The sequence below is a fragment of the Gimesia chilikensis genome (assembly GCF_007744075.1).
GTDB lineage: Bacteria > Planctomycetota > Planctomycetia > Planctomycetales > Planctomycetaceae > Gimesia > Gimesia chilikensis_A.
The window spans coordinates 6,785,192-6,808,898 of sequence record NZ_CP036266.1 but is presented as its reverse complement, the minus strand read 5'-3'; the positions used below and the strand labels follow the sequence as shown (position 1 = coordinate 6,808,898).

General features: G+C 52.5%; 18 protein-coding genes and 2 pseudogenes. 10 read left to right on the top strand and 10 right to left on the bottom strand.

The genetic code is table 11. From position 1 onward, the window contains the following. Positions 1-23 precede the first annotated feature (23 nt). From HG66A1_RS25695 to HG66A1_RS25670, 6 genes are all read right to left on the bottom strand, one after another. The gene (locus tag HG66A1_RS25695) at positions 24-296 is read right to left on the bottom strand and encodes a P-II family nitrogen regulator (protein ID WP_145190962.1); all 273 of its coding nucleotides are present in this window, start codon (positions 294-296) and stop codon (positions 24-26) included. Continuing rightward, positions 293-2,782 carry a fused MFS/spermidine synthase gene (locus tag HG66A1_RS25690; RefSeq protein WP_145190959.1) on the bottom strand — a complete coding sequence of 830 codons (2,490 nt, stop codon included), beginning with the start codon at positions 2,780-2,782 and terminating at the stop codon, positions 293-295. Before HG66A1_RS25690 ends, HG66A1_RS25695 begins: the two co-directional genes overlap by 4 nt. Before the next feature lie 47 nt (positions 2,783-2,829). Then, positions 2,830-3,537, bottom strand: a complete 708-nt coding sequence (locus HG66A1_RS25685) for a ZIP family metal transporter (RefSeq protein WP_197996800.1) — start codon at positions 3,535-3,537, stop codon at positions 2,830-2,832. 36 nt (positions 3,538-3,573) lie between these two features. Continuing rightward, on the bottom strand, positions 3,574-6,681 hold the full coding sequence (locus HG66A1_RS25680; protein ID WP_145190956.1) for an efflux RND transporter permease subunit: 3,108 nt from the start codon (positions 6,679-6,681) through the stop codon (positions 3,574-3,576). 93 nt (positions 6,682-6,774) lie between these two features. Beyond that, complete coding sequence (locus tag HG66A1_RS25675) at positions 6,775-8,292, bottom strand: efflux RND transporter periplasmic adaptor subunit (RefSeq protein WP_145190953.1); 1,518 nt, start codon at positions 8,290-8,292, stop codon at positions 6,775-6,777. Beyond that, positions 8,270-8,923: a response regulator gene (locus tag HG66A1_RS25670; protein WP_145190950.1), complete on the bottom strand. Its 654-nt coding sequence runs from the start codon at positions 8,921-8,923 to the stop codon at positions 8,270-8,272. The genes HG66A1_RS25675 and HG66A1_RS25670 overlap by 23 nt, the downstream gene beginning before the upstream one ends. Positions 8,924-9,650: 727 nt before the next feature. Here HG66A1_RS25670 and HG66A1_RS25665 point away from each other — a divergent pair. Next, positions 9,651-10,067, top strand: coding sequence for a transposase family protein (locus HG66A1_RS25665; protein ID WP_145190947.1), 417 nt, complete (start codon positions 9,651-9,653; stop codon positions 10,065-10,067). A 160-nt stretch (positions 10,068-10,227) separates the two neighbouring features. Here the strand turns inward: HG66A1_RS25665 and HG66A1_RS25660 are convergent, their stop codons facing one another. Both HG66A1_RS25660 and HG66A1_RS25655 read right to left on the bottom strand, forming a co-directional pair. Then, on the bottom strand, positions 10,228-10,605 hold the full coding sequence (locus HG66A1_RS25660; protein ID WP_194242513.1) for a transposase: 378 nt from the start codon (positions 10,603-10,605) through the stop codon (positions 10,228-10,230). 129 nt (positions 10,606-10,734) lie between these two features. Then, a complete protein-coding gene (locus HG66A1_RS25655; RefSeq protein ID WP_145190944.1) occupies positions 10,735-11,136 on the bottom strand; it encodes a hypothetical protein in 402 nt (133 codons plus the stop codon). A gap of 269 nt (positions 11,137-11,405) precedes the next feature. On the opposite strand from HG66A1_RS25655, the gene HG66A1_RS25650 reads away from it, so the two are divergent. From HG66A1_RS25650 to HG66A1_RS25625, 6 genes and pseudogenes are all read left to right on the top strand, one after another. Beyond that, on the top strand, positions 11,406-12,035 hold the full coding sequence (locus HG66A1_RS25650) for an ISAs1 family transposase (RefSeq protein ID WP_145190941.1): 630 nt from the start codon (positions 11,406-11,408) through the stop codon (positions 12,033-12,035). A gap of 51 nt (positions 12,036-12,086) precedes the next feature. Then, the gene (locus HG66A1_RS32910) at positions 12,087-12,419 is read left to right on the top strand and encodes a metal-dependent transcriptional regulator (RefSeq protein ID WP_145193911.1); all 333 of its coding nucleotides are present in this window, start codon (positions 12,087-12,089) and stop codon (positions 12,417-12,419) included. Between the two features lie 1,110 nt (positions 12,420-13,529). Further along, entirely contained in the window at positions 13,530-14,315 is a 786-nt protein-coding gene (locus tag HG66A1_RS25640) for a hypothetical protein (RefSeq protein ID WP_145190939.1), read from the top strand. Between the two features lie 33 nt (positions 14,316-14,348). Next, on the top strand, positions 14,349-15,569 hold the full coding sequence (locus HG66A1_RS25635) for an ABC transporter permease (RefSeq protein ID WP_145190936.1): 1,221 nt from the start codon (positions 14,349-14,351) through the stop codon (positions 15,567-15,569). Positions 15,570-15,573: 4 nt separating this feature from the next. Then, entirely contained in the window at positions 15,574-16,266 is a 693-nt protein-coding gene (locus tag HG66A1_RS25630; RefSeq protein ID WP_145190933.1) for an ABC transporter ATP-binding protein, read from the top strand. A gap of 564 nt (positions 16,267-16,830) precedes the next feature. Beyond that, a pseudogene (locus HG66A1_RS25625) lies at positions 16,831-16,929 on the top strand (transposase); the annotation flags it as partial. A 57-nt stretch (positions 16,930-16,986) separates the two neighbouring features. Here HG66A1_RS25625 and HG66A1_RS32565 read toward each other — a convergent pair. Then, positions 16,987-17,148: pseudogene (locus HG66A1_RS32565) on the bottom strand (IS630 family transposase); the annotation flags it as partial. Positions 17,149-17,267: 119 nt separating this feature from the next. Further along, on the bottom strand, positions 17,268-17,603 hold the full coding sequence (locus HG66A1_RS32905; protein ID WP_002648756.1) for a helix-turn-helix domain-containing protein: 336 nt from the start codon (positions 17,601-17,603) through the stop codon (positions 17,268-17,270). Positions 17,604-18,458: 855 nt separating this feature from the next. On the opposite strand from HG66A1_RS32905, the gene HG66A1_RS25610 reads away from it, so the two are divergent. The 3 genes from HG66A1_RS25610 to HG66A1_RS25600 are packed head-to-tail and all read left to right on the top strand — an operon-like array spanning position 18,459 to position 23,696. Further along, positions 18,459-20,069 carry an efflux RND transporter periplasmic adaptor subunit gene (locus HG66A1_RS25610; protein WP_349680633.1) on the top strand — a complete coding sequence of 537 codons (1,611 nt, stop codon included), beginning with the start codon at positions 18,459-18,461 and terminating at the stop codon, positions 20,067-20,069. Between the two features lie 11 nt (positions 20,070-20,080). Continuing rightward, the gene (locus HG66A1_RS25605; protein WP_145190924.1) at positions 20,081-23,287 is read left to right on the top strand and encodes an efflux RND transporter permease subunit; all 3,207 of its coding nucleotides are present in this window, start codon (positions 20,081-20,083) and stop codon (positions 23,285-23,287) included. Positions 23,288-23,318: 31 nt separating this feature from the next. Next, positions 23,319-23,696, top strand: coding sequence for a hypothetical protein (locus HG66A1_RS25600; RefSeq protein WP_197996799.1), 378 nt, complete (start codon positions 23,319-23,321; stop codon positions 23,694-23,696). Positions 23,697-23,707 lie beyond the last annotated feature (11 nt).

Here is a 23,707-nt window from a genome sequence, read left to right as displayed (position 1 = left end):
GTTTCGCTCGCCGATGCGGATCTTCACGGTAGTTTCACTTCGATTACGAAAATGCAGCCGTCGCCAAGATTGCCCGTATGTGCCCCGCTTTGAAGAGCTTGGACGATGGCATCCACAATGTCGTCGGGCACCATAAACTCCAGTATGATCTTTGGCTTAGGTGTATAGTCTGGATGCACGACACTGTAGCCGTCGACCTCCGTCTCGGTGGCGGCCGGAAGATGGTCGACTTTCTGCAGTGCTTCCAGCACCGGCTTGGGCATGAACGGCTGAAATACGGCTTTGACTTCTTTCATGGAATGGTTCCTCCAAACAGGATAAGACGCTGCCAGGCTCGACGCTGCCGAGCGGTGGCAGATTTTGGTTCTCCATCAGTGTGCAAAGCTACGGCGCTGGATGGGAGTTGAGACAAGACATTATCGAAGTATTCCAGCAGCGCGAGACTAACGATCATCTTGCGATCGCGGTTGGAAATGGGCGTCAGGAACTCCACACGCGGATGCTCGTCGGTGTTGAGCCGAGACGGATTGCGCGGCATCCAGTCGCCTTGATAGTTGTCGTAGAACTGCTCGACAGTGCGTAAGTCCTGGTTGGACGACGTGGTCGCTCGCTCTAATGCCGTAAGGCGTTCGGCGAGCCGGTCAGCGTTAAGTTCCAGCGGGGCGTCGCCGCCCACCAAGGCGATGACCGGCTTGGACGCGTCCATCTCACTCCACCAAATCGTCGTGACGGGAAATACGCTGGCGAAGCTGTCGGCGATCAGCTCAAACTCGCGCGCGCCCAATTGGTAGAGCGGCAGCCATTGGCAGAACAAGCCGTCTGGCTTCAGACGATCGCGGGCCACCCGGTAGTGCTCGACCGTGTACAGATAGCCGGACTCGCTCTCCCAAGGCACAAACAAGTCGGAGATGATGACGTCGAAACGGAGGTCTGTGGCCAGCAGGTAGTGTCGCGCATCATCGACGCAGACATCCACCTTAGGATGGTCAACAACCCCGTAATTGTACTCCGCCAGTAGCCGAGCTGCCTCTAGTACTTCCGGAATCAGTTCGACGGCGACGGCATTTTTGACTTCGCGGTGCGGGATAGCGCCTCCCGCAGTCAAGCCCGTTCCAAGCCCCATAAACAACACATCCTGCGGCTGCTCGTGCAACAGCAGTGGGAGATGCGCCTGGCGGTACTCGCGGGCATTGTCGCCAGTTCTGCCAAACCGGTAGTGCAAGTTTTGTCTTACTCTGAATGACCCCGTGTTCTCATCCCGCACCACGTCAATCCAGCCGTAGGGGGAATTCCAGCGACGCACGAGTTGCTCGTCAAGTTGTGTGCCTCCATAGTTGATTTCAACGGGACTACGCAGCGCAAACATCGCAACAGCGACGAGTATCAAGGCCCCTCCACATGCCCAGACTAGTCTGCCGTTGCGCAATAGTAAGACAAAACCGGCAACGTAAAACAGCGCGGCCAACAATACAAAAGACTGCCACAGTCCAAGCCACGGCAATAGCAAAAAACTCGCGGCCATCGCGCCCAACGCGGCCGAAATTGTGTTGACCGCCGTCAACCGGCCCACCACGATGCCTGCTCGCTTACCAAGTCCCGCCGCTTTCCACACCAGCGGTAGCAACATGCCGAGCAGTGTAATCGGTGGAGCTACCACAAGGATCACCAACATCAGTGCGCCGCTTATGTACTGGGAGAACGACTCGCCGAAATCGTAATAATCGAGACCGGTCAGCGCGACGAACGTGAGCACAGAAAACGTCACAGCTAATGCGCCCGAGCACGCCGACCATCCAACCAGACCCTCGATGCGGTAGCGTCGTTGCAGCCGAGCTGCCAAAGCGGCGCCCAATGCAAGTGATGCCAGGAAGACTGCCACAACCATACCAAATGTATAGGTGCTATTATGGAATACCAGCGAGAACATTCGCGTGTAGAGAACCTCGAGTGCTAATGTTCCGAAGCCGGATAATGCGGCGACGAAGAACCAGGATAGCTGAGAGTCGCGCGCCGACTGTCCAGAGCCGGCAGATGCTCGTCTCTCGACTCTTGACTTTTGTTTCTTGGCAATTAGGACCGCGGCCACGCCACACGCGGCGGAAACGACGGCCGCGACATAGCTGCTGGTGCGGACGCCAACTACGACCAATAGAAAGAAGGTGGCGGACAAGACGCCCACGAGCGCTCCGGCCGTATTCAGTGCGTATGCCAGCGACACGCGGCCAGCATTTGTCGGGTCGGCCATGTCGCGACTTCTTTGCCGAGAAAGATACTCCGCCATCATCGGCAGCGTTATGCCCAAAGCGGTAGTCGCCGGTAACAGAAGCAAGAAACAGAAGAGAACTCTCGCCGTCAATTGCCAGCCGATCGACGAACTGCTTAAAAAGGCAGCGAACGAATGTGATTCAGAGCACGCCAGCAGAAAGGGAATCAAGCAAGCCCAGGCCGCGACCACCAGTTCTGCGACTCCATATCCCAACAACGGCAACACGCGCAACGACCACTTGGCTCCGACCAGATAACCAACCGCCATGCCCGCAAAATAGGTCGACAGCACGACCGCCGAAGCCTGAATGGTGTGGCCGAACAACAACCCAACCTGGCGCGACCAAGAGATTTCGTAAACCAGCGCCGCCACACCAGAAAAGAAAAATATTAGATAGCTGAATGTGTCGGGTTGACGTTTGAGGTCTGAAATACTTCGCCAGCGGTCTGCAGCCTGAGTCGTTTCGACTCTGATGTCGCCCTTCTTCGTCATTGGATTCACGATCATAAAGCTCATGCTTCGACTCTCTTCGCTTTGTACCTAAAATAACGATTGTGAGACGACTAGGAAAAGTGCAAAACCGAGCAGGAAACTAGCTGCAGACCAGCGGCTGTCCTCGGAGCTCTCATGGGCCTGCGTAGCATGTCCTCGACGGCTGCGAGCGTGTAAAGGCCAGCCACAAAGACGAGGGCGTCCACTTTTACAGCTTCTCCCTGTCCGCGAAGCGCAAAGTACGCAAACGCCGCTGCTGCTACCACGGGTACTGCAAAGGATGCGGAGATCAGAATCCGCTTCGTCTGCCCCATGCCCTTCTCACGAAAATTGGCGACCACTGCGAAGCCCTCCGGGATGTCTGCCAAGACCTGACCTAGTGCCAGGACGAGCCCCATTTGGCCTGATAGGGCGGAGCCCGCGCCGATCAAAAGCCCGTCGCCCAACAAGTCAGTGGCGACCGCCGTGTACACCATCCAGGCTCCCGTGCCGGCTCCCTTGGGTTTGCTCCGTTGCCAGCGATCAATTCCAGCTTCCAGGAGCAAGTACGCCGCACCTCCCGCGACAAATGACAGTGCCAGCAACCAAGTCGACGCTTTGTCCAATACCTTGGGGATCACCTCGACGGCGATAACGGCTAAGATGATTCCCGTCGCGGCGTGCAATGCCCGGTTAAGCGTCTTCTGCGAAGGATGTAACCACTCAGCGATCACGCCTCCCCCAAAATTTCCCAAAGCCGAAAGAAGGGCAAGGCCAAGCACTTTCAGGAACTCACTCATCAACTCGTCTCTCCGGCACTTGCCTCTCGACTCTTTTCATAATTCCACATCTTCTTCGCCTTTCGGCTCGAACCAGCGGTAAATGGCCGGCAGGACTACTAGAGTCAAGAGACTCGACGTAATCACGCCGCCGATGACAACCGTCGCCAAAGGTCTTTGGACTTCCGCGCCGGAACTGGTTGAGATGGCCATGGGGATGAATCCCAGTGCATCAGTCGTGGCAGTCATCAAAACGGGTCGAAGGCGGTCCAGCGCGCCCTGGTAGACGGCATCCTTAATGCTTTGGCCCCGATGCCGCAAATGCCGCACGTGTTCGATCAGGACGACGCCGTTCATCACGGCGATGCCGGATAGGGCAATGAATCCGACACCCGCCGAGATCGAAAAAGGCATGCCGCGTATCCAGAGTGCCAAAATCCCGCCGGTCGTGGCGACTGGCACATTCAAGAAGATCAACAGGGCCAGCTTGCCGGACCTGAATGTCATGTACAGCAACGAGCAAATCAGTAACAGTGCGAGCGGAACAGCGATCGTCAGCCGCCCCGTCGCTTCTCGCAGGTTTTTAAAGCTGCCTCCCCAGGCGATGTGGTAGCCAGGTGGCAGTTTCACTTTCTCCTCGACCGCTTTCTGGGCATCCGCCACGAAACTCGCTAGGTCACGGCCGCGGACATTCACTTGGATCAGAAAGCGGCGGCGAATTTCATCACGGCTGATCTGCGCGACTCCAGGACCAACTTCAATCTCAACAAGCTGTTCCAGTGGTATCTGTCGACCGGTGGGATCAGCAACCTTGATGTGCTTAAGCGCCGTGACATCTCTCCGCCATTTTGGCTCCAGACGCACCTGCAAGGGAAACCGACGTTGGCCCTCAAACACTTGCCCGACCTCCTTCCCGCCAATGATTGAGATCGCGTCGAGCACATCCCCGACGTTAATACCATACCGGGCGATCTGATCGCGTCGAACGCGCATCTGGACATAGGGCAAACCGCCCGTCTGTTCGGGCTGAACGTCCGCCGCTCCGGGCACTTGCTGGACCACACCAGCGATCTCGTTACCGATCTCTTTCAGTTTCTCCAGGTCGTCTCCATAGAGGCTAATGCCGACATCCGAGCGCACGCCAGCAATCAATTCCTGCACTCGCAATTCTATTGGTTGCGTGAAGCTGAAATTGTTCGCCGGAATGTTTTTTTCCAGCGTTTCCTTCATGGCTTCAATCAGTTCCGGTTTGCTAGCGAAACGCCACTCGCCTTTCGGTTTGAGAATCACGAAGATGTCGCTCATCTCAACGCCCATCGGGTCGGTGGCGATTTCCGGGCGACCGGTCTTGGAGATCACTGATTCTACTTCTTTAGGAAACTCCGCCAATAGCGTCTTTTCTATTTCCGTGGTCATTTCGATCGAGCGTTCCAACGAAACGCTCGGCAGTCGGATTGCCTGCACCGCCATGTCGCCTTCATCCAGCTTAGGGACGAATTCGGCCCCAAAACCCATTGCGATCACTATTCCCATGGAAAATGCGGCGATGGCAATCAGAAACACGGCCAACGGCCAGCGGATCGCCAACCGCAATAACGGTTCGTAGCCCCGTTTGCACCAGCGGACGAGGAAGGAATCCTTTTCGCAAAACTTGCGGGCCAGAAACAGCGAGGCCAACACAGGCATGACGGTCAATGCCAGGACCAGCGCTCCGGCCAGGGCCGACATGAACGCAAAGGCCATCGGGCCAAACATCTTCCCCTCGATCCCCCGCAACGACATAATCGGTAGAAAGACGATGATTACAATCGAGCCCGCGAACACGATCGGCCGACCCACTTCGTGGCCGGCGTCGCGAAACACGTCCAGCCCCGCGCGTTTCAACTCGGGGTTGCGGCGTTTTGCCTCGCCCACATGGCGGATCGCATTCTCGACCATCACCACCGCCCCGTCCACGATGATACCGAAGTCCAAGGCCCCCAAACTCATCAGGTTCGCAGAGACGCCGAAATAATTCATAGAAATGAATGTAATGAGCGCGGACAACGGAATGGCCGATGCTACGATCAACCCGGCGCGCCAGTCGCCCACAAGCAGAAACAGCATGATGATGACTAAGATCGCGCCGCCACTGATGTTCTCGGTGACGGTGCCGATGGCGCGGCGCACCAAATCGGTGCGGTCGTAGAATGTGTCGATGTAAACACCTTCGGGCAGCGAATTTTCGATCTCGGCGATTTTCTGTTTGACACGATCAACGACCACGCGGGAGTTTTCGCCAATCAGCATCATCACAATACCGGTCACCGCCTCACCGCGTCCGTCGCGCGTGACGTAGCCTTGACGTAGCAGCGGGGCGAAATGCACCTCGCCAATGTCACGCACGCGAACCGCAGTGCCATCATCGCGGGCGTCCAACACGATGTCTGCGATATCATTAAGGGACTGGATGAGCCCTTCGCCGCGGATCAACCGTTGCTCTTCGTGATGAACGATGTACCCTCCGCCCGCGTTGGCGTTGTTGCGCTCTAAAGCCTCGAATACACGGTTCAGCGGGATCTTGTAATTCAGTAAGGCATTCGGATTCACCTGCACTTCGTACGTCTTCAGTTCTCCGCCGAATGTATTGACTTCAATGACACCGGGCACGCTGCGCAGCTGAAAGGCAATCTGCCAATCGAGGATCGTTCGCAATTCCTGAAGGTCGTAGTCGCAGCCCGGCTTGGTGCGCAACTCGAATTGGTAGATTTCACCCATACCCGTCGCTATCGGCCCCATCGTGGGAGTTCCCAACCCAGCGGGAATTTCCCCGCGGGCTTCAGTCAATCGTTCGTTGACCTGCTGCCGTGCCCAGTAGATGTCCGTGCCTTCCTCGAACACGATCGTCACGTTCGACAGACCGAACCTCGTCACGCTCCGTATTTCATCGACGTGGGGAATACCGCTCATCGACGTTTCGACAGGGAATGTGATCAGTTGCTCCATCTCGACAGGACCGAGTGAAGGCGAAGTTGTCAACACCTGAACTTGTACGTTGGTCAAGTCAGGTACGGCGTCGACGGGTAATGTAGTCATCGACGACAGACCAACCGCGATCAGCAATACAACCAGCAATAATACGACGAAGCGGTTGTCCAATGAGACGTCGATGAATTTGTTGATCATAGCTGGCTCCGAAGCTGGCGAGCGAGCCCCAGAAAATTGTAGAGCAGAAAGGTAATCACCAAGAGGGAGTGTAGACGAAAATGCTCTCGACTTTTAATGGCCATGCGAGATCGATCCTTTCATCAGTTCCGATTTCAGGGCAAAGCCACCGACCACAACCACTTTGTTGCCAGGTTGTAACCCGTCGCGGATCTGTACGGTGTCGCCGCTGCGCATTCCAACCTTGACTTTCCGCTTCTCGAACGCTTCCAGTCCGGTCTGTACGAATACGACATCATGCCCTTCCACTTCTTGAATGGCAGACGCCGGCAACGTCACGATGTTGGACAGCGTTTCTCCCGGCAATGCGATTTCAACGAACATGCCTGGTTTCAGATGACGATCCGGATTGTCAATCGTGGCACGCAATCGCACCGTCCGAGTTTCTGGATCAAGAATATCACCCGTGTAGAAGATACGGGCTTCGTGAAGATGGTCTGAGTCCGGGGAGCGAAACCGCAGCGTTTCACCGAGTTGGCGAGTCTTGGGCAAATCTTTTTGATAGATATCTGCTTGCACCCACAGCGTCGATAGGTCAGCAACCTGAAACATCTCGGTATCGGGTCCCACCCGCTCGGCCAGCACTACGTTTTTGCCAATTACCGTGCCATCGAACGGGGCGCGAAGCTCATAATGTGCGATCATCTCGCCCTCTTTGATCGGATCAATGCTTTTCAGGTCATCTTGCTGGTAGCCGAGTATGAGTAGGCGTGAACGACTGGCCGCCACGGTCTGCTCGGCTTGCTGAAGTTTTTGTTCGGCGAGCAAAGCCTCCTGTGATGCAGTAAACTTCAATTGTTCCAAGAGTGACTGAAATGTGGCTTGGTCCGCCTCGAACCGGGCTTTGGCTTCGATCAATAACTTGCCGGCCACCACGCCACTTTCCGCCACCGACGTGAGTCGCTCGTAGTCGGCACGCGATTTATATAGGTTCGCGTAGGCAGTCATCAACTGCTGGCGGTTCTTGCCGAGCTGCTTGTCATCAAATGTCGCTCCAATTTTCTCCAGTGGAGGCCGTTCTATTAGAACTTTGATGAGCGCTTGTGTGTTCTCGTTGATCTCTCGCATGAACTCATAGTTGATCTTGGCGAACTCGGCATCGAGCCGATCTTTATATAAGTCCAGCTTGGCCAAGCCGACCTCTTTGCTGTCGATAACGGCCAACACCTGTCCCTGCTTTACGTCGTCCCCGAACTGGACCTTAACTTCATGAATTTGCCCATCGACCAAAGAATAAACATGCGCCAGGCGGTCTTCATTCAGGGCTACCTTGCCCGTGATCCACTCGGTCCTCGTCAGATTGCTGCTGGCAACCTCAGCAATGCGAAGTCCAGCTACGGCCCATTTGTCTTTTGCGAGTGTAACCACATATGAATCCTCACCATGCTCGTCATCCACTCCGTGTCTCGCTTCGGTAGAAGCTACACCGCTTACAGGCTCAGTCAGAAAAGCTCGCGTGACCGCGTACATGCCTGCTGCGCCTACAGCGACGGCCAAAAGGCCGTAGCCCATCAAAGCTGTCATGCGGTGCTTATTACACCACAGGTTTTCAATTCGATCTACGTTCATCATGAGCACTCCCCGTAGTTCTTTTAGGTGATTGCCCTTCGCAATTGTCAACTGAGTCAAGATCTTCGTCGCAATTGCCCGCAAACGCGATCAGTTCGCGAATGCGTTCAGCAAGTTGGTTCGGGGTGAGAGGTTTCGCCGCGTAATCGTTCACGCGGAAAGAACGCACATCAGGTAATGCCTGCTCACAGGTGTGATCGTATGTCACCAAAACTGGCACGTCAGGAATGTCGGTACACTCATCCAATATAGCCAGAACATCTGTCGCTCGGCCCCACAATAACCCGGCATCCAGAACTATTAGATGAGGTATTCGATTGCGGAGTCGAGCCAGACATTCAACTCCATTGCAAGCCATGGTCACTTCAAAACCCAATAATGACAGGTGAGTCGTATAGATTTTGGCAAGAGAAGAATCTGCGTCCGCCACCAAGATGCGGACAGCATTTATCCCAGCATTAGAGGGCGACAGCGGCTTGGTCCGCGCCGAAACATCTTGGCTATGTACTGGAATTTCCTTCGGTGGAGAAACAGCCGGACGCACACGCCAGCCTTCAACACTCTTAACAGTCCGGGAGACACTAAGCGAAGGAGGCTTGGTTGCCTCAGAGATCTTTTGGGTAAGAACTAACATGAAAAACACCTATTCCAGGCACCCTATTGTGCCAAAGGAAGATGATTGAACACAATTAAGAAGGGAAAACGGCTTAAACTGCTCGTCAAACACGAGGCATCGGACAAGAGAAAAGCGATGCTGACGGCAGCCTTATGCTGCTTGGAGACACTAACCGTTCAATCCACGGATACATATAACCCTCGCGAAGGATTACAGAGTCAACCGCGAAAAAAGCACACAACGTTCGAGTGCCGTTGTTGGTGGAGGGGAAGAAGCATCTTCCTGAAGATAAGCCCCAAATAATTCGGTTACATCCGACTTGGCTATACTCAGATCACTTTGCTCTATTCGCTGACCAGAAATCTGAAAGAAAGCGGCAAAAACCGTCGTTCGATGACATTCGCATAATGGACTATCACAAGGAATGCTACGTTCGGCATTTTGGCAGCAATGTGGAGAAGTGATGGAATGGTAGCAAACTTCGAGTGGTATAGCGAACAACAAAACTGCTGCTAAAACCAATCCATGCTGAAAGATATGAGTGCCATTCTTCATCATAATCAGAATTTTACAAAGATACAGTAGACGTGTCAAGACCGAAGTAGGGTTTCACCAGGGCTGCTCAGAATATGGCATTGAATGTGTGTAGTAGGTCTGGGTAGGAAATAACGTCCTGTTTTGGGGATATTTTTCCACAAAGTTACAAAACGGAGTTCAACTTTTACAAGACCAAGGAGGCAATACGATGCAACCCGCCGACTTGTGCGACCTGTTTTCCATTTTGGATCAGATCACCGACCATCGCGGGCGTCAGGGACAACGCCACACTTTTAATGCCATGCTGGCGGCTATTATTTGCGGAACACTTAGTGGAATTCGCAGTATGCGAATGATTGCGAAATGGGTTCGCCAACTTGAGCGAAGTACCTATCATTGGCTCGGCTTCAAACGAATTCCACCGTGTGCGAACACATACACAGATCTCCTCAAAAAGATTTGTCCAGAAGAATTTGAGCAGGCGATTCGCGAATGGATGTGCACTTTAGAAGGCGTCGAAATTGATAATGATTCTCTGTGTGCAACTTCCATTGAAGGCAATACGTTGTGCGGCAGTTTACAGACGCATCAACGCAATACTGTTCAGCCCACCGTTTGCATTTGATTCTGATTTAATACTTTAACTTTTGTGCGCAGTATTTTGCAGAGGTTTTGTCTACGAGCCTCTTTTAGATGGGGCTCATATGCGACAGCTGAATCTTATGAACTGCGCAGCATGAATCATCTCGTCACCAACAGTCAGTAGTCAGGCGAGAGCTCTCGTTTTATCTGGATTCGTGGGATTGCAGGCGGTTTATATGGTTGATCAGATCTTCCTCATCCGCCAGCCCACTGAAGTAAAAACACAGCATTTCATATGTTCGGAGTGTCGGTTTTTTACCTGTGATCAGACTAATCAATAAACAATCAATCATCTCACAGTAAGTCTGTATCTGAACCCCCTGTGGATCCTGACTGAACAAGTGACGACAGCCGAGTACATGCTTCAAAAAACGAAAGAACAATTCGATCTGCCAACGGTGCTGGTAAATCAGTGCGATGACTTCTGCTGGTACATCCAGCAGATTGGTGGCTACAACCAGGTCCTGGGTAGCACCTTCCCACCTCCGTCCTCCCCGTTTAGGATGAGGAGTAATTTTCACAGTAATCCGCCGCACCAGATGATCTTGGCATTTGGGTTCTCCGTGACTTGGGAGAACCCAAATACCCTGACTGATCTTCCAGTATGCCTGCTGCTTGGGCTTCTGCGGTTAATTTACGGGATTCCTGTTCTACAAAAATGTGATCCCCACGGATCCGACAGACATAGCTGCTGCCGGCATTAACAATCTCATTAAACAGGGCATATTTTTCATATGCCTGATCGAGAATGTAGCAACGATCTTTTTCCAGTACTCTGGACAGTACTGATTTTTCATACCGGTGGCATCTGTCAAATCCATGCGAACAGGAATTCCCCGTAGTATTTCAAAATGTGTATGCAACTGCCATCCCTTATCTTGTCGGGTTGAAAAACAGGCCTGAGTGATCTGAGGCAGTGTTTTGAGGAACGTACCATCTACGGCAGTCAGTGCCTGAGCCAGATCCTGCAGACGCCGATCCTGAGGCTCTTGGACAGGCAGTTTTTCAATTAATTCGCCCACGATTTCCCGCAGTAGCTCGGGATCAAACACGCGAACTGCCTCCGACAGAGATCTCAGAGAAGATCGTGGACAGTTGAGTTTTCTCTGAACTTTTTTGAGTTCACTGGCCTGCTGTAATCCACGTAGTGAAGTAACAATCGGGTTGAAGAGATAAAGCAACTGCAGCGCGCAATACTGATCGTAGAACAGTTGCCGATTACCGGCTTTGTCGCGTTCTGTACCCTCGGGACGCAAGCGTTTAAACAGCGGAAGACCCGATCCAGATACTTAAGACCGGTGATATCACTTGCTTCAATCTGATGAGGTCGTTTCTTAACCATGCTGATTCCTGTCGTTATGGCAGTATTTTATACTACTATGCGACAGTGCGCAAATATCGTGTCGAACAGTATTGGCATCAACGCGCAGTGCATCTCCTCGCTGCACTCGATCATCAAACCGGTTGCGTGCTGAGTCAGACGCGTGTTGATTGTAAAACGAATGAAGCGAAGGCTGTCTTTGATCTGTTCAAAACTCTTGTTTTGAAGGGAAAAGCGATCATTGGAGACGCCATGTGTTGCCAGCGAGATATTTGCGAAGAGACCGTTGATTCGGACGGTGATTACTTTTTCACTGTCAAGGAAAATCAGCCAACCTTGCTGAAAGAGATTCAACTCGCCTTCGCTGAAACCGAAGGCTTTTCCCCCCTGGCAACGACGCGAAATGGAAGCGGACGTAAAGAAGCTTCGACGCTTTGTAAGGGACATGGACGTGTTGAACATCGAAGACTAATCACGACGACGATGCTCAACGAGCATTTCGATTGGCCGGGCATGAAGCGGGCTTGCAAGATCATCCGAACGACAACGCATAAGCTACCGGTTGCAAGACGCGAAACGTCGACACACAAAAACCTCAAGCAGCAAGTCAAACGAGACGAAGTAAGATAAGGACCCAATCTTCGTCCGAATCTCCAAGCTACACATCGGACGAATCTTTCCATAACCAGCGCTACGTTTTTCAACCGGCAGGCGCTACGTTTTCTGACCGGTGTTTACAACTTAATACCTTATGAAGGGGCAATTCTGACGGAGAGCGGTCGAAGACAGACTCACCTTACGGTCCGTCGGCGTCGACTTCTCGAATTCTTCTTTTGCCAGTCGTTGGGAGTCACCTGGAAAACACTGGAGAAAGACGCCTTCCGACTGGAGCCTTGTGCTTCTGACAGACTGATTGATTATATCGATGACTTTTTGAATCATCCTGAATATGACCCGGGTGATGCTCCCATTCCACAAAAGGATGGATCGATTTGCAGGCTGCAGATTCGCTGAGATATCTCTCAGAAATTGGTGTTCTCGTCGACTCTGAAATTCTGATCCATCATATTTCATCCGAGGTCAGTGTGATCACGTTGGATACTTTTCAGGGGCGATGTGCGATTGGACATGATGTTGCAAGAGGGGTGCTTGTAAAGCCCTGCCACTAAGTTAATATCATCCCTGTTTTGATCTTGGCAGATCTTACTAATTAACCTAGGATTCAACACCCTTATTCCCTCTCTGGATGTATGGGGGATATGCATTGATTACACGGTTTTCGCTGCCTTTGTCGAAAGTTTTTAGACTAATCGACAGAACCAGTATTATTATCCAGTTGTGATCAAGCGGCAGCACTTCGCATGTCGATGCTAGAAGTGCTTGTCTTGTATGATTACGAGGGATACAGGATATAAAATCCATTGATTGCTTGAGGTCTATCTAAAGTCTTTCAAGCCGGCAGAATGCTGTAAAACTTTTTTTCGCTAAGATGTGTGATGAAACTGATTCGCTTGTTCATGATCGTTCTACTACTGCAACCCTGCCCGGTCTGCTGGGGACATGGATTTGCTGCGCAGGGAGAATCAGTTCAGCACGAATCCGGTGACTGCAAAGCTGTTTCCACAGCCTGTTTCTGTTGTGCTCGGTGGAATCAAAGACAGGGAGTCCAGCAGCAGTTGCCGCTGGATGAAGAACATGAATGTCCCTGTACGTGTCATGTTTCTGACGAAATATTTGCCTCTGTTGGGCCGGTAGTGCATCTGGAAAGTTGCACCCATCCGGTGACGTTGGTCGTTAATCTGGATCAGTCCTGCCGCTTCGTAACTCATCTGAATGACGTAGCGAATGACACTTCACAGGCGGCTGTAATACTCCCACTGCGCTTATAAATTTCTCTCGGGCTCGCTTGCCTACTGGCAGTAACGGTCACTAATTGTCCACAGCAATCTTGCTGACCGTCTCTTTGAATTCAATTCTGATTCAAATGATAACTGCTGCGCCTGTGTCTGTTTAAATCAGACTGCATTTCGCTGCTTCTGCGCGCAATTACAGGTCGAGCCCATTACCTCTTTTTGCAGATCAAAATCGCAGCATAATCAACAAACAGGTAAGGAAGTTTATAATATGAAGTCTCACACTTTTTTAAAACTGTTCAAAAATAATGGTATTCGTCTGCTGGCCGCAGGCACTCTTCTGGTTTCCATGTCGAATGTTTCCCCGGCTCAAAATACGCCCCGGGTGGCATCATTGAGCAAGGCGGAAGCATCACGTGCTTCCGCAGCGGAACAGAATAAATACACGTTTATCATGTTCTGGAAAGACCAGGATACAACCACCAAAAGCATGTGGAGCACACTGCAGCAGAATCTGTCCGACAAAAACACAGCGTCCGTTGTGGCGGTTAACACCGGCGATCCCCAGGAACGCAAGATTGTTGAACAGTATGGAGTCTCACGCGCGCCCATGCCGCTTACGCTGGCAGTTGCTCCCAATGGGGCGGTCACCGGTTCCTATGTGAAACAGATCAACGCTGACTATATTCAGCAGGCATTCGTATCCCCCGCCAAATCCCGGTGCATGTTGAATCTGCAGAACCGTAGAATGGTGCTACTGTGTGTGAATGCCTCAAATAGTACAGGAATTCCCAATGGGGTTCAGAATTTCCAATCGATGCCCTGTTACAAAAACGCGGTTGAAGTAATTACCGTCTCACAATCTGAGCCGACCGAACGCGACTTTTTGAATGAACTGAGAGTGCCTGACTCACAAAACTCGTCTGTCATTTTTATGGCACCTCCTGGTGTGATGGTCGGGAAGTTCAACAATAGTGTGACCAGCCAGCAGCTGATTGCCGAGCTGAAAAAAGCTGGAAAAAGCTGCGGCGTGGAAGGCTGCAAACACTGTAAATAAACCATTGCATCATATACTTTAAGGAGGTCTCTCATGACAATGAGAACAATAATCTGGAAAGAAATGAAAGAGCGTCCTACGGCGCTGATCGCCAGCCTGCTGGCAATCATTTTGAGTGTGACAGCGCTGGTAGCGATCCGCAACGTTACAATTTTCTCAGAACAGGAGGTTGCTGGTAAACTTGACGAACTGGGAGCGAACGTACTGATTCTCCCCGAAGGCGTCACACTGCAGGATTATTATGCTGCAGACATGCACAAGGAAACCATCCCAGAAGAACACGTGGCTGAACTGGCACTGGCGGGACTGACCGGAGTGGAAGCGATTACCCCCAAACTCTGTGTCCCCACCAAACTGGACGACCGCAACGTGATTCTGACGGGCATCCTGCCACAGTCCGAAATACAGAAGATGAATGCCTGGTCGGGAGGCGGCATGCTATTCAAAAAGCATGAAGGTTGTAAAGCTAAGATTAACGTGGCTGATGAAAATCTGGACGCTCCAGACTCCCTGGCAGAACGCAGGGCTCTGCAACACCTGAATCAATCTGAAGTTTTGCTTGGTTCTGATTTTGCCGCCAGTAAGGGACTGAAAGAAGGGGACCAGCTCCAACTTCTGGGGGAAACGTTTGAGGTACTCAGCGTGCTTCCCTCGACGGGGACCGTCGATGACAGTCGGGTGTTCGCCCACCTGCATACTGTGCAACGGCTGTCAGGAACAGGACCGGTTGTGAATATTATTGAAGTTATGGGCTGCTGCGAAGACGTCGCTAACGGATTGGTAGGGGAGTTGCAGTCATTACTGCCCGGTACCAAGGTGGTGACGATCGCCAATGTGGTCGAAACTCAGGTTTCGATTAACCGGATGATGACAAATCTATCGTACCTGTTCCTTGCGATTCTGGTGGCCGTCGGTGGTGCGAGTATGGCGAGTGCAAGCTTTGCGAACGTCATAGAACGTCGTCGCGAAATCGGCACGCTGATGGCTCTGGGGGCCACGCCGAGATTCGTCACGCAGTTGTTCCTGGCAAAAGCGGCTCTGCTGGGCCTGGCCGGGGGGATTAGCGGTTATGTTTTGGGAAGTCTGATAGCAGTCTTTCTGGGACCTGTATTTGCGAGTGTAGCAGTGTTTCCAGTCCCGAGTCTGGCAATCGTTGCCTCTACGGTTGCGGTGCTGGTCACTCTGGCTGCCAGTTATTTTCCGGCGCGCCAGGCTTCCCGCCTCGATCCCTGTCTCTGTTTCAAGGAGGTATAACTAAATGTTAAAGTTAGAATCTGTTAAAAAAGTATATTGTAAGCAACAGCACGAAGTGGTCGCGCTAGACTCGACCTCTATTGAAATCGCGCAAGGTGAGTTCGCTGCGATCATCGGTCCCAGCGGGAGCGGAAAAACGACGCTGCTCTCCATGCTGGGGGCAATGTCGGCCCCTTCTGAAGGCCGCATTCTGCTCGACGACGTATCAATTTATGATTTGCCGATTGAGCAGCGCGCTGAAGTCAGACAGAATAAGATTGGATTTGTCTTCCAGACATTCAATCTGGTGCCTTATCTGACCGCGATTGAAAATGTTCAGGTCCCTATGATGCTGTCACAAAAGTTTAGAACAGAGCAACAGGAGCGGGCGGAGGAATTGCTGGGCACGGTTGGGCTGCAGGATAGACTGCATCATAAACCGAGTGAACTCAGTATTGGTCAGCAACAGCGCGTCGCACTGGCTCGCATGCTGGCCAACGACCCGTTGATCATCCTCGCTGATGAACCGACAGGGAACCTTGATCCGGAGACCCGTGATCAGGTTCTTGCTTTCCTGCGTCAATTCAATGAGGAAGGTCGCACGATCATCATGGTAACACATGATTTGTCTGCTGCGGAGTGTGCCCGCAGAACCTTACGTCTTTCTGAAGGTCGCATCCAGGCAGGTTCAGACCAGAATCTGTTGAAAACAGCTTAAAGAAAGACTTTTATTGGACGGTCTATCTCGAGCTCTCTCTTACAAAGAGAGGGCTCGAGAATCGGCCAACGAGAACATCTCAAAATTATACGTTGGGATGGATTATGAGATTAGAATTATCAGGTTCAGGAGAACTGTGATGCATGGAATGCCGGAAAAGTTAATTAAACTCAGCACCTTTGGATCGCATTCAGTCAGGTCAATCCGACTGATCCTAATTCCCACTCTGTATTCGACGAACTTACGGAAGTAACAGATACAGATTTAGAAGACTTAAGAATAAATACAGTATATATACGGAAACTCCTGAGTTGGAACGCCTGAGTGATTGAATGTTGCGCTAACAAACGACACTCAGGTGTTCCATGTAGTCTTTAGTGAAAAAACATCGACATTAAGAATCTCATCCAACAGAGAACGAAACATGAAAAAGAAGGTCAGTACCTGGAAAGAAGTAGCTGCAAATTCACATATAACAAAATATGTTGACCTTCCCCCCGTTTCTTGATCCATGCGGAATGCGAGAGAATTTGTTATCTTGTATTCAGAAAAAGGACCAGGTCTATGAAACAAAAACGCTACACAGAAGAACAAATCGCCTTTGCTTTACGCCAGGCTGAAGTAGGAATTCCGGTAGCTGAAGTGCCCCGCAAGATGGGGATTATCCATGACCACCATATCTCCTTCCTGGAGAACAGAAACCAGATGCTGTTGTACGTAAGCCACAAACACATCACCATTGATCGCTCCATCAACAACGAGGGGAGCCACTAAGCCGCTGGTTCGTAAACCGGCCAGGAATGTGGTTGTTTTCCAATGTCCGTGCGGCGTCCTGGCAATCAACCGCGTGCCTTTCAATGAACGTCCTCTGGGACGCGTCATATTTGTTTTTGCCCATGTTTCGTCGAGAAAAACGAACCGTTCCGGATCCAGTCCCTGCTGTCTGACTTTCCATTCAGCACGACGTTGTTGAACATCGGGGCGATCCTGCTCTGATGCGATCAGGACTTTTTTTTGAGAGTGAGCTTTAAACGTGTTAATGCGCGACACAATGTCTGACGACAGAGTGCTGTGCCAAGCTGATCCTTCAATTCCTGCAGAGTGATATCCGGTTTATTTGAGACTGCAGTTTGAATTCGATCTGCCAGTGAATGCCACTGGGGAACTCGTTTACGCCTGGTGGCAGGGCTGGTTTTTCCCTGATCTCGAAACTCTTGTTTGACCCGTCTAACCCACGATTCACTGCATTGAAATTGCAATGCAATCTCCCGGGTTGTTAAACCGGCTGCATACGCTTTCAGAACTTCGAGGCGGCGTTCTTTGGAATAAATCAACATGTGAAATCCTCCATGAAATGAGACTTCACCAGTCTACCAGACTTACCGCATTCGCGCTAGACTAAAATGTGACGCGCTCTAGATTCTAAATTATTGCCAACTTTCTCAGCGTTCGTGCCGATGATAAATTGAAGCAGGCAGTTCGGAATGGGCTTGACGTCAGCCCTGCCAGATCGTAGGATACACAGTAACTATGCAAATTCGTTGTAGAGCGTAGAGTAAGGTTGTAATCAGATGTTCCGTTTCACCATCCTCACCTTCATCACACTTCGTGTGACTTTTTGCCCGCTTTTTTGTGTGGCAAGTGGGGATATTGCGCGACCGGTCGCCTTCTCGCCAGCCCACACTTGTACGTGTGTTTCAAGTGAGAGTCGTTCATGCCCGGCGGGCTGTCCCTGCGATTCGCCATCTCCGTGTGAATCCGGCTGTGTTTGCCAGATCACGCCCGAACTGAACAGTCGGATCGTTTCCTCCGATCTTGCGTGGTCCCTCGACTTTGCGCCGGTGTGCTTCGGCACGCTGGACTTCTGCAGAGCCTGCGCATCTCGCTGCGAAGATCATCCGCACCGCTTCGGACTCGAAAGCGGACGTGACGTTCGTCTCGTCTTCGCATCTCTCTCGCTATAGGCCGCTGCTGGCCTGCGCTCGCTGACCAGCGAACTCTGCTACCAATTACATTTGTAATTACGCGTTGAGTTCAGATTTCTGGTTCGCCTGCGCTCCTTGGTAAGCACTTGGATTGCGCTTCGCCTTCCGTGCTTTTCCCATCTTCACCCAGCAGGAGGTACTATCGTGAATCATTCAGTCATCCATACGCCAGAGACGAGCCTAGGTCTATCATCCCCAGAGTCGGACGTGAATAATAGTCCTGGTAAGTCTCCCGGCACCACTACGAAGCCGCGTGGCAAGATTCGGCGGATTATATCGCTGGTCCTCGGCGGCATCGGGCCAACCTTGGTTCTCATTGGCTTTGCAGCGGTATTCTATTTTGGCCACCGCAACGATTGGAAAATCCCTAAGTTCGCCGCATTGACTGGCTCTGCGGAGGCTGTTCGGACTGATTGGTGCGAAGAGCACTCGGTCCCGGAATCGATTTGTGTCCAGTGTGATCCAACACTGATGCCCAAAGGACCAGACTACAGATGGTGCCCAGAGCACGGCGTTCATAACTGCCCGCTCCATCATCCTGACGTTGCCCAACTGAAAGAAACGCCAACTGTTCTGGCAAGTGACTTGGAGCGGGCGGCACGGGCACTCGCCATTGCTCCGCGAAAGGAAAACAACAGCGCCTGCGCGGTTTACGAGACGCGCATCCAGTTCGCTTCGGTCGAGTCCGTGAAGCAAGCTGGTGTCGATGTGGAATTGGTTGAGCGACATCCGATTGTGGAATCCATTTCCGGCAGCGGCGAGATTGTCTACGACCCGACTCGACTAGCGAGTTTGGCTTCTCGATTGCCCGGCAGCGTGTGGATGGTCCAAAAGAACGTCGGAGACAAAGTTGCCAAGGGCGAACTTCTCGCGGTCATCGATGCCCCTGAAGTCGGCAATCTGAAATCGAATCTACTGCGTTCGCTCGCCGAAGAGAAGTTGCAACAACAGAACGTATCGAGACTCACCCAGGCTCGTGAAGTGATTGCTGGATCGTTGATCCTCGATGCAGAGGCCGCGTTGGCCAAAGCCCAGGCCGATGTCCTGAATGCCGAGCAATCACTGCGAAATCTTGGCTTACCAGTGCAGGTCGATTCTTTGCGAAGCATGTCTGACCGGCAGGTTCTGGACAGCCTGCGGTTGCTCGGAATTCCCGATGAGATTCGATCACAGCTTGACAGTCTGACAGCAACCACCAACTTACTGCCAATCGTTTCACCGATTGATGGTGCTATTTCCAAGAGAACCGTAGCGCCGGGTGAAGTCGTTGATCCGACACGAATTCTATTTCAAGTCGCCGATACGCGACAGATGTGGCTCACTCTGAGCGTTCCGCTGGAGAGCATGGACCAGCTTGCTGTCGGTCAAAGCGTCCGATTTCAAGCAGACGGCAGCCGACACGAAGTCCAAGGCCAACTGGACTGGATCAGTACAGCCGCAGACAAGCAGACTCGCATGGTGCAAATTCGAGCCGTGCTTCCCAATTCCGATGGCCATTTGCGAAGTGAGACATTTGGCAGAGGGCAGGTCATCTTGCGAAACGAACCTGATGCCATCGTGATCCCAAAGGGGTCGTCACACTGGGAGGGCTGTTGTCAGGTCGTGTTCGTCCGCGACAAGAGTTATTTCGACAGTCCCGAAAGCTTCAAAGTATTCCACGTTCGCTCAGTGCGTTTGGGGGCGACCAACGGCAACTACACAGAAGTGATCTCTGGTGTTCTTCCGGGCGAGGTGATTGCCACTGTGGGCAGCGACGTGTTGCGAGCGCAGTTACTAAAAAACAATCTCGGTGCAGGCTGTGACTGCGTCGCTGAATAAGGAGCGCATGGATGCTTAATTGGCTCATTGATTTCTCGCTACGCCATCGTGCGTTAGTGATATTGGCGGCAGGTCTGTTCGCTGTCGTTGGTGCGTTTTCGCTTCAGCAACTCGACATCGACGCCTTCCCGGACACGACCCCGGTGCAAATCCAAATAAACACCGTTGCGCCGTCGCTGGCGTCGGAGGAGATCGAACGACAGATTACCTTCCCAGTCGAGCAGGCGATTAGCGGTTTGCCGGGACTCAATCAACTGCGATCTATTTCCAAGTTTGGATTGTCACAGGTCGTAGTCATTTTCGACGATGGCATCGACATCTACTTCGCTCGACAACTGATCAACGAACGGCTTTCAACAGTCGAACTGCCTGCCGGGATCAGCCGACCGCAGATGGGACCAGTGTCAACCGGATTGGGTGAAGTCTTCCACTACGTCTTGGTGTACGACGGCGTTGACTTCTCGAAAGTCTCGAAGGAGGAGCGTGTCAAGCGGTTGACCGAGTTACGAACGATTCACGATTGGGTCGTCAAGCCTCAATTGCGATCAGTGCGAGGGGTCGCCGAAGTCAACAGTTGGGGTGGTTACGAAAAGCAGTATCAAGTGCGGCTCGATCCCGAGCGGCTATTCAAGTATGGACTGACGTTTGAACAGGTCTCAGACGCGCTCCAAACCAACAACGAAAACGTCGGCGGCGGAACGATTACCGATGGCAGCGAAATGTTGCTCGTTCATGGCGTGGGACGAACGGTCAACATCGAAGAGATCAAAGACATTGTGATCACGTCCGAAGATGGCGTGCCGATCCGCGTCCGCGATGTCGCTGACGTGCAGATCGGCCACGAAATTCGTCGCGGAGCAGTCACCGCCAACGGTCGCGGCGAAGCGGTGCTGGGGCTGGGTTTCATGCTGATGGGCGAAAACAGTCACGACGTCACGTGGTCGATCAAGGAAAAAATCCAGAGCATTCAAGAAACGTTGCCGGCCGGCGTAAAGATTCAAACCGTCTACGACCGCACCGAGTTGATTGATCACGTCATTCACACCGTCCAGAAAAACCTGTTCGAGGGCGGACTGTTGGTGGTCGCGGTACTGTTCATCTTTCTCGGCAATCTGAGGGCCGGACTGATCGTGGCGATGGCGATTCCCCTATCGATGCTGTTTGCCTTCTCCGGGATGCTGAAATTCGGGATCGCTGCCAGCCTGCTGAGTTTGGGTGCGATTGATTTCGGTTTGGTCGTTGATAGCTCGGTCGTAATGATTGAGAATTGCGTGCGACATTTGGCTCACAATCGAGACGGGCGCAGTCGTTTGCAGATCATTCGCGACGCAGCGGTCGAGGTTCGCAAACCGACGATGTTCGGCGAACTGATCATCATGATCGTCTATCTGCCGATCCTGACGCTCGAAGGCATCGAAGGAAAACTGTTTCGACCGATGGCCATGACCGTCATCATGGCTCTTGCCGGCTCGATGGTTCTGTCGCTGACTCTCATGCCTGTCTTGGCTAGCCTGTTTCTCCCAAAAAACATCCAAGAAAAAGAACCGCTGCTGATCCGCGTACTCAAGCGGCTCTACGCACCCGTACTGCGGTTTACGATGCATCACAAGGCGTTCGTGATCGGGTCGGCCCTGCTCTTGCTCGTCAGTGTTTTCGGCCTCGTTGCTCCCAATCTTGGTTCGGAGTTCGTGCCTCGGCTTTCCGAAGGTGCCATCACAATAAACGTGGTGCGACTGGCCGGAACCACGATGGAGGAATCCATTCGCTACAACACGAAGATGGAGCAAGTGTTGTTGGAAAAGTTTCCGGATGAGATCGCACAGGTATGGAGTCGTATCGGGACAGCGGAAGTCGCAACCGACCCAATGGGTACCGAGCTGACCGATCTGTTTCTCACACTTCATCCGCGCGAAAGATGGATGCGGGCGGAGACGCAGGAAGAACTGACGAAGCTTGTGCAGGAAGAACTGCGTGACCTGCCCGGTCCACGACTGGCCATGTCACAACCAATCGAGATGCGGATGAATGAGATGATCTCGGGCGTCCGCTCCGATGTCGCTGCCATTCTGTACGGGGATGACCTTGACCTAATGGTCGCCAAAGCATCGGAAGTCGAGCGGGCCTTGCAGTCCATTCCCGGTGCCGAGGACGTCAAAGTCGAACAAGTTTCCGGCCAGCCGGTGCTCCAAATTCGAGTGAAGCAGGATGAAATTGCTCGTTACGGAATAACGGCCAGTACGATCATGAACCTCGTTCGCGCACTCGGAACCCATAATGTCGGGGAAGTTTACGAGGGTCAATTGCGATTTCCGCTTATTATTCGACTGCCGGAGAAAGCTCGTGCCGATCCCGACGCGATCCGTCAGATTCTCGTTGCGACGCCATCGGGTGAGCGAATCCCGCTATCACGATTGGCGACCATCGAAAAGGTCGAAGGGCCGAATACGATCAAACGGGATTGGTACCAGCGGCGGATTACGATCGAAGCCAACGTGCGTGGCCGCGATCTTGGCAGCTTCGTCGCCGAGGCACAGCGTGTCGTTGATGAAAAGGTGCAGCTACCGGCGGGACGATATCGCATCGATTGGGGTGGGCAATTCGAGAATCTACAACGCGCTCAAACGCGGTTGATGATTGTCGTGCCGGTTGCACTGTTGATGATTCTATCGCTGCTCTACATGACGTATCGCAATTGGGTTGACTCGTTTCGAGTCTTCACCGGCGTTCCATTTGCATGGATTGGCGGCATTTTGGCGCTGTGGATTCGTGACATGCCGTTTTCCATTTCGGCTGCGGTCGGATTCATCGCGCTGTCCGGCGTCGCAGTACTGGACGACATGTTGCTTGTTTCAACGATTCGACTACTTCGCCGGCGCGGACGTTCGCTTGACGAAGCAGTCGAAGAAGCAGCCATGACTCGGTTGCGACCGATTCTGATGACAACTCTAGTCGCCAGTCTCGGGTTCGTGCCAATGGCCTTCAGCACCGGAATGGGCGCGGAGGTCCAGAGACCGCTGGCAACAGTTGTGATTGGTGGCGTCTGTAGCGCGATGATCATGAGCTTGCTTGTTCTACGCGTGCTCTATGTCGTGTTCAACCTGCCGGTGGAGAGTCTGCATAAGAATGATGATAGAGGAGACGATGACGGTCATCGTCTTGAACCAGACGAACCGATTGAGCCGGAACTCAGGCATACCCCTGAACCGGCATCGATCTAACTTCAGTTCGGCGATGCCGAAGGAGAATCTGATGAAGTGGATGTTTCGGACGCGCAGCCTTTGGATTGGGTTGACGACGATGTTTGCGCTGCTTTCACTGAGCGTGGTCATGTTGAGTGGTTGCGGCAAGGGTGAGGCGATGAAGAAAGATCCCGCCGGGGCAGCGGCGGTGACCAATATCGATCACAGTCACGGGGGTTGGTGGTGCGTCGAGCACGGCGTGCCCGAAGAAGAGTGTGCCCAGTGCGACAAATCGTTGGTTGCAAAATTCAAGGAGGCCGGTGACTGGTGCGAAGAACATGATCGCCCCGAATCGCAATGCTTCATTTGCAGCCCCGCACGAGTCCACAAATTCGTCGCTCGCTACGAGGCCAAGACCGGCCACAAACCGCCCAAACCGGAAGAATAGGAATGTCTCGA

Excerpts from the sequence above, each read along its gene's own strand:
- HG66A1_RS25695 (WP_145190962.1), bottom strand. The coding sequence starts at position 296 with ATGAAAGAAGTCAAAGCCGTATTTCAGCCGTTCATGCCCAAGCCGGTG.
- HG66A1_RS25690 (WP_145190959.1), bottom strand. The coding sequence starts at position 2,782 with ATGAGCTTTATGATCGTGAATCCAATGACGAAGAAGGGCGACATCAGA.
- HG66A1_RS25685 (WP_197996800.1), bottom strand. The coding sequence starts at position 3,537 with ATGAGTGAGTTCCTGAAAGTGCTTGGCCTTGCCCTTCTTTCGGCTTTG.
- HG66A1_RS25680 (WP_145190956.1), bottom strand. The coding sequence starts at position 6,681 with ATGATCAACAAATTCATCGACGTCTCATTGGACAACCGCTTCGTCGTA.
- HG66A1_RS25675 (WP_145190953.1), bottom strand. The coding sequence starts at position 8,292 with ATGATGAACGTAGATCGAATTGAAAACCTGTGGTGTAATAAGCACCGC.
- HG66A1_RS25670 (WP_145190950.1), bottom strand. The coding sequence starts at position 8,923 with ATGTTAGTTCTTACCCAAAAGATCTCTGAGGCAACCAAGCCTCCTTCG.
- HG66A1_RS25665 (WP_145190947.1), top strand. The coding sequence starts at position 9,651 with ATGCAACCCGCCGACTTGTGCGACCTGTTTTCCATTTTGGATCAGATC.
- HG66A1_RS25650 (WP_145190941.1), top strand. The coding sequence starts at position 11,406 with ATGAGGTCGTTTCTTAACCATGCTGATTCCTGTCGTTATGGCAGTATT.
- HG66A1_RS25640 (WP_145190939.1), top strand. The coding sequence starts at position 13,530 with ATGAAGTCTCACACTTTTTTAAAACTGTTCAAAAATAATGGTATTCGT.
- HG66A1_RS25635 (WP_145190936.1), top strand. The coding sequence starts at position 14,349 with ATGACAATGAGAACAATAATCTGGAAAGAAATGAAAGAGCGTCCTACG.
- HG66A1_RS25630 (WP_145190933.1), top strand. The coding sequence starts at position 15,574 with ATGTTAAAGTTAGAATCTGTTAAAAAAGTATATTGTAAGCAACAGCAC.
- HG66A1_RS32905 (WP_002648756.1), bottom strand. The coding sequence starts at position 17,603 with ATGTTGATTTATTCCAAAGAACGCCGCCTCGAAGTTCTGAAAGCGTAT.
- HG66A1_RS25605 (WP_145190924.1), top strand. The coding sequence starts at position 20,081 with ATGCTTAATTGGCTCATTGATTTCTCGCTACGCCATCGTGCGTTAGTG.
- HG66A1_RS25600 (WP_197996799.1), top strand. The coding sequence starts at position 23,319 with ATGAAGTGGATGTTTCGGACGCGCAGCCTTTGGATTGGGTTGACGACG.